Source organism: Brevundimonas sp., assembly GCF_032017145.1.
GTDB lineage: Bacteria > Pseudomonadota > Alphaproteobacteria > Caulobacterales > Caulobacteraceae > Brevundimonas.
Map to the genome: position 1 here is coordinate 1 of NZ_DALZQC010000153.1, position 5,354 is coordinate 5,354.

Here is a 5,354-nt window from a genome sequence, read left to right on the forward strand (position 1 = left end):
CGGCGGCCAGCGCCTGGCGCGCCCGGCTGCGGCCATAGCGCGGATCGGCGTTGGCGGGGTCCTCGATCCAGTCCGCCCCCTGCCCCCTCAGCCAGTCGCGCAAGGGTTCGCGCCCCTCGTCCAGCAGGGGCCGCAGCAGCATCAGCCCCCGCCCCTCGGGCCAGACGGGCGACGGCGACCATTCGCGCATCCGCCCCAGCGTCGCCCCTTCGCGGCGCATCAGATCGGCCTCGGCGATGTCGTCGGCCGTATGGGCGAACAGCACGACCCGCGCGCCCGCCGTCCGCGCCGCCTCGGCGATCAGCCGATGGCGCGCCGTCCGCGCCGCCGCCGTCAGTCCCGTCTCGGGCTTGTCGCCTTCCCAGCGCAGGCCGCGCCAGTCGGCCCCGACCGCCCGCGCCGCCTGTTCGGCAAAGGCGTTCCAGCGCCCGCTGTCGGGGTTCAGCCCATGATCCACGCTGAGCGCCAGCAGACGCCGCCCGCGCGCCCCGGCCCATTCGGCCGCCAGCCGCAGCAGGGCGATGGAATCCCCGCCGCCCGACAGGGCCAGGGCCAGCGGCCGTTCGACGTCCCGGCTCAGCCGCGCATCCAGCCGCTCCAGAACGCGGGCGGCCAGCCCCCCGTCGTCGCCCCCGTCGCCGTGGGACGTCAGGCGGCGCACGCGCCCGTGGTCCGCAGCTGGGCCGCGCGGGCCTTCTGCGGATCGGAGGCGGAGGGCGCATAGCGGCGCGTGAACTCGGCCAGGGCGGCGCAGCCTTGCGGCTTCCTCTGGGTCGAAAACAGGGCGTCGGCCAGTTTCAGCGTCGTGTCCGCCGCCCAGCCGATGCGCGGCCAGTCCTTCAGCGCGGCGGCGTAATAGGGCACCGCCCCCGCCTTGTCGTTGGCCGCCACCCGCAGGTCGCCCAGGCGCGAGCTGGCCTCACGCGACTGCGGCGTATCGGGCCAGGCCGCGATCACCGTCTCCAGCGCCCGCTCGCCGCGCGGCTTGTCGGTCGACAGCAGGGCGACCGCCGCCGCCAGATCGCGCGTCGCGTCCCCGGTGGGCGAGGTCGCCTCGATCGGCGCGTTCAGCTCGGCCTGGGTCTCCAGCTTCTGGATGCGGGCCTCGGCGTCTCTCAGCCGGGTCTGCAGGGCCTGATTGTCCCGCGTCGCCTCGTCCAGCTGGAAGGTCAGCCGTTCGTTGTCGGCGTTGATGCGGCGCACCGTGGCCTCCAGGTCGCCCAGCCGCCGATCCATCAGGGCGAACTGACCCTGCAGCGTCACCACCTCCGGGTCCGGCTCGACCAGCACCGGCTGGCCGGCGGCGTTCCTCTGGGTCAGCGCCCGCTCCAACCGGCGCACATTGCGATCCAGCTGGTCCAGACGGCGGTTGTCCCATTCGGTCCGCTCCATGATGTTGGGCTGGGCCTGCTGGGCGACGGCGGCGCCGCCGATCAGCAGCACCCCGACGGCGGCGGCGATGGCGTGGGCGCGAGAGATCGAGAGCTTGGTCATCCGTCTAGCTTTCACCGATTTGGGGCCGCCGCAAGGCCGTCGGCCCCGCTCAATGTCCCAGGCCCAGATAGATGATCGCCGTGACGAACAGGCCGATCACGATGTTGCAGAACACCAACAGCGCCGTCGTCCGCCACAGGGCCGAAAACACCCCCAGCGAATAGGCGCCCTTCATCTGGGCGAACATATGCACCGGCACGGCCAGCAGCCCCAGCGGAATGACGATCCCGCCCAGCCATCCCGACAGACTGGCCGACACCACCATCAGCATCAACAGCATGGCCATGAAGGTCAGCGAATACAGGACGAACACCCCGTGGTCGTACAGGGTGAACCCGCGCTTCCACAGGAACAGCAGCGCCACGAACGGGATCGACAGGGGCACCAGCAGGAAGGCGAATTTGTACAGCGTCTGCTGCAGCTTATAGAGCGCCAAGTCCGGGTTCTGCAGCTTCTTGGCGATGGTTGCGCCCAAGCCATGCCCCTCGGCCTTGACCGCCTGGCCCATCACGGTCGCCTTGGCGTGCGGCTGTCCGTCTTCCGCATCGCCGGTCGCCATGTCCTTCAGACTGGCCTGCCAGCTGCCGGGCTTCAGCCCGTCGGCCCGGCCGTCGCGCATTTCCGCCTCCAGCTTCACCAGCTGCTCGCGGCGCTGATCCACGATCATCTGCGCGGCCTGGATGGCCTGGGGCTGGGCGTTGTCGGCGCGCAGCTCGTTGACGGTCTGCTGGGCCGCCTCCACCACGGTCCGCTGTTCGGCGATTTCGGCCGGCTGGACCGACGCCTCCTCCTTGTGCGGCGCGAAGCTCAAGGCGAAGAACATCACGAACAGGGTGAACAGGAAGATGGCCAGCGGCGAGACATAGCGGGTCCGCCGTCCCTCGACCCATTCCCGCGTCAGCTTGCCGGGGTTCAGCCACAGCAGCGGCAGGGTGCGCCAGATGCGGGCGTCGAAATGCATCACCCCGTGCAGCAGTTCTTCGCCCAGGTGCAGCAGGGTGCGGTGGACATGGGTCGGCTGACCGCAATTGGCGCAGAAGTTCCCGCTGGTCGGGGCGCCGCAATCCGAACAGGCGCCGGGGGCGTGATCCTCGCCCGCCTTGCCGGTCGGCCTTTCGATCGCGCCTGCGATCAGACCGCCCGTCACGACGCCGCCCGCCCCTTCGATATCCATATGGTCATCCCCCAACGCCAGGACGGTGTTCTTGCCGCCCGCCCATCGTCAGGACAAGCGCCGAAACGAAAAGAGGCGCCGGCTTTCGGCCGACGCCTCCCTTCAGATCAGTCTTCCTTCGCCGATCAGCGCGGCGCGCCCGACACGATGGCGGTGTGGGCGTTGCGGTTGCGGGCGAAGGCGTCCTCGTTGGAGCCTTCCGCGATCGGCCGCTCCTTGCCGAAGCTGATGGTGTCGATCCGGCCGGCCGGGATGCCCCGGTTGATCAGATAGGTCCGCACCGATTCCGCGCGGCGGGCGCCCAGGGCCAGGTTGTATTCGCGCGTGCCGCGTTCGTCGGCGTTGCCTTCGATGCGGACGGTCACGGACGGATAGCGTTGCAGCCACTGGGCCTGGGCGTCCAGGCGCGGCATGGCCTCGGGGCGGACCTCATAGCTGTCCAGGTCGAAATAGATGCGGTCGCCGACGTTGACGACGAAGTCCTGCTCGGACCCCGGCTGGGCCGAGCCCAGTCCGCCGCCGGTCACCGGGCCGGTCGGGGCGGTCGGATAGGCCGGGCCGGTCGGCGCGGTCGAGGTTCCGTCGTTCGGGCCGGGCACGCCGGTCTCGACCGGGGGCTTGCGCGTGCAGGCGGCCATCGCCGCCACGGCGCAGCCGACCATCGCCAGTTTGAGGATGCGTGAAGTCTTCATGGGGTCGTCTCCTGACGTGTCGTTTCTTGCAAGGGGGCGGGCCTCAAGCTTGACGTTACTGTCTGCCTCGGACGCCCTTGGGACGCCAGAGGCGATAACGCAGTGTTGAGCCTTATGGCTCCGCCATGAATGAGGCGAGGGTCTTCAGGCCGGGCAGCTGTCGGCGCCCTGGCCATAGCCCAGATTGGTCGGCGGCCGGTCCAGCAGCGGCGACCAGGCCGGGTCGGTGCCGCGTCCGTTATAGCCCGCCTGCGACACCACCCGACCCGACAGGTCCACGGTCCACAGACGGGTGTCGCCGCCCGGCGTCTGGCGCGCGAACATGACATATCGGCCGTTGGGCGCCCAGTTCGGCCCCTCCTCGAAATAGCTGGAGGACAGGATACGCTCGCCCGATCCGTCGGCGTTCATCACCCCGGTCGAGAACCGGCCGCCGCCCTGTTTGGTGAAGGCGATCAGATTGCCGGTCGGGCTCCACGACGGCGCCGTATAGATGCCACCCCCGCGCGAGATCGGCCGCTGGCCCGATCCGTCCGACCGCATGACATAAAGCCGCGCCGAACCGGAACGGTCGGAGGTGAAGACGATCTGGCTGCCGTCCGGGCTGAACGAGGGCGAGGTGTCGATGCCGGGGTCGTTGGTCAGGCGCGTGATCTGGCGGCTTCTCAGGTCCATCACATAGACGTCGGTATTGCCGCCCCGGATGATCGAAAACGCGATCTTGTTGCCGTCGTTGGAGAAGCGCGGCGCCAGCACCTGCCCGTCGAATTCGCCCAGGCTCTCGCGCCGACCGGTCGTCAGATTATAGAGGTAGATGCGGCTGTAATCCTTGCCCAGCGCGACATAGGTGATCTCGTCCGGCTGCGACAGCGAGAAGCGCGGCGACATGATCACCTCGTCCCCTTGAGTCAGATAGGTCGGGTTGAACCCGTCCTGGTCGGCGATGGTCAGGCGGTTGATCCGGTTCAGCGCCGAACCTTCCTCGGACACGAAGATCACGCGGGAATCGAAGAAGCCCGCCTCGCCGGTCATGCGCTGATAGATGACGTCGGAAATCTTGTGCGCGATCCGCCGCCACTGCTCCTGGGTCGCGGTGAACTGATAGCTGACCAACTGGCACTGGCGGTACGGATCATACAGGCGGAAGCCCACGTCCATCCGCCCGTCGCCGCGCATCGTCACCCCGCCGTACAGCACCGCCTGCGCCCCGATCTGGGTCCACTGCGGGAAGTTCGGCGCATTGGCCAGGGTCAGGCCCGTCTCGATGAAGCTGGCCGGATTCAGCGGCTCGAAGAAGCCTGACCGCCGCAGGTTCGCGCTGACCACGCTGGAGATGTCCGACCCATGCGTCCCCGCGAACGGCACCACCGCGATCTGAAGGGGCCGCAGCACACCCTGGTCGACCACCACGTCCTGGATCTGGCCTGAGGCGGCCGGCATCGCCGCCTGCGCCTGGACGGAGCTTTGCACCAGAGCGCCGGCCGTTACGATGACGGCGGCGGAAGCCATGAGAAGGTTCAGTCGCATTCTTGTTTCCCTCGGTCGTCCAGAGACACTTCGACCCTTATCGGCAGGTCGTATTGGTTTCGCCACGCTTCATGGCGATTGGGGCTTATTTTCGGACCGACGCCTTAGCGATTGCCGCATTGGCGCGAGGTTTCGAAACGGAAAGGCACTTCCTGCGCCTGGAAGCCCGCAGGCACGTCGAACGGCGCCGTCGCGCGAAGCGCGCGCAGCATGGCGTCGGCCGCCGCCCTTCCGGTCGCGTCGCTGCGGGGTTGTTCCACGCGCGGAGAGCCGACGATCTGGCCATCGGCCGTCAGCCGCACGGTCACGCGGATCACCAGTGAATCCATGCCTGGCAGATCGCAGTTCAGGTTCCAATTCGGCGTGACCTGGGCACCGAGGGCCGCCAATTGCGGCCCCGTCGCACGGCTTGCCGCGCCCGCCCCCTGCTGCCCCGTCGCCGGGCGGCCGCGATTGTTGGTCGGGCG

Annotated in this window: 6 protein-coding genes; all 6 read right to left on the minus strand. The window is 69.0% G+C overall.

Translation table 11 applies throughout. From position 1 onward, the window contains the following. A partial coding sequence (tilS, locus tag RTU05_RS16730) for a tRNA lysidine(34) synthetase TilS (protein WP_312599450.1) occupies positions 1-661 on the minus strand: 661 nt, incomplete at its 3' end. Further along, positions 649-1,494: a tol-pal system protein gene (locus tag RTU05_RS16735; RefSeq protein ID WP_312599451.1), complete on the minus strand. Its 846-nt coding sequence runs from the start codon at positions 1,492-1,494 to the stop codon at positions 649-651. The genes tilS and RTU05_RS16735, both read right to left, overlap by 13 nt. A 49-nt stretch (positions 1,495-1,543) precedes the next feature. After that, on the minus strand, positions 1,544-2,668 hold the full coding sequence (locus RTU05_RS16740) for a DUF3667 domain-containing protein (RefSeq protein WP_312599452.1): 1,125 nt from the start codon (positions 2,666-2,668) through the stop codon (positions 1,544-1,546). Between the two features lie 125 nt (positions 2,669-2,793). Continuing rightward, positions 2,794-3,360, minus strand: a complete 567-nt coding sequence (gene pal, locus RTU05_RS16745) for a peptidoglycan-associated lipoprotein Pal (RefSeq protein WP_248118410.1) — start codon at positions 3,358-3,360, stop codon at positions 2,794-2,796. 144 nt (positions 3,361-3,504) lie between these two features. Further along, positions 3,505-4,887, minus strand: coding sequence for a Tol-Pal system beta propeller repeat protein TolB (gene tolB, locus RTU05_RS16750; RefSeq protein WP_312599453.1), 1,383 nt, complete (start codon positions 4,885-4,887; stop codon positions 3,505-3,507). 104 nt (positions 4,888-4,991) lie between these two features. Beyond that, on the minus strand, positions 4,992-5,354 hold a 363-nt coding region (locus RTU05_RS16755; protein ID WP_312599454.1), incomplete at its 5' end, for a hypothetical protein.

Bases quoted from the DNA above. Each gene is read 5' to 3' on its own strand.
- pal (WP_248118410.1), bottom strand. From the start codon at position 3,360: ATGAAGACTTCACGCATCCTCAAACTGGCGATGGTCGGCTGCGCCGTG.
- tolB (WP_312599453.1), bottom strand. From the start codon at position 4,887: ATGCGACTGAACCTTCTCATGGCTTCCGCCGCCGTCATCGTAACGGCC.
- RTU05_RS16735 (WP_312599451.1), bottom strand. From the start codon at position 1,494: ATGACCAAGCTCTCGATCTCTCGCGCCCACGCCATCGCCGCCGCCGTC.
- RTU05_RS16740 (WP_312599452.1), bottom strand. From the start codon at position 2,668: ATGGATATCGAAGGGGCGGGCGGCGTCGTGACGGGCGGTCTGATCGCA.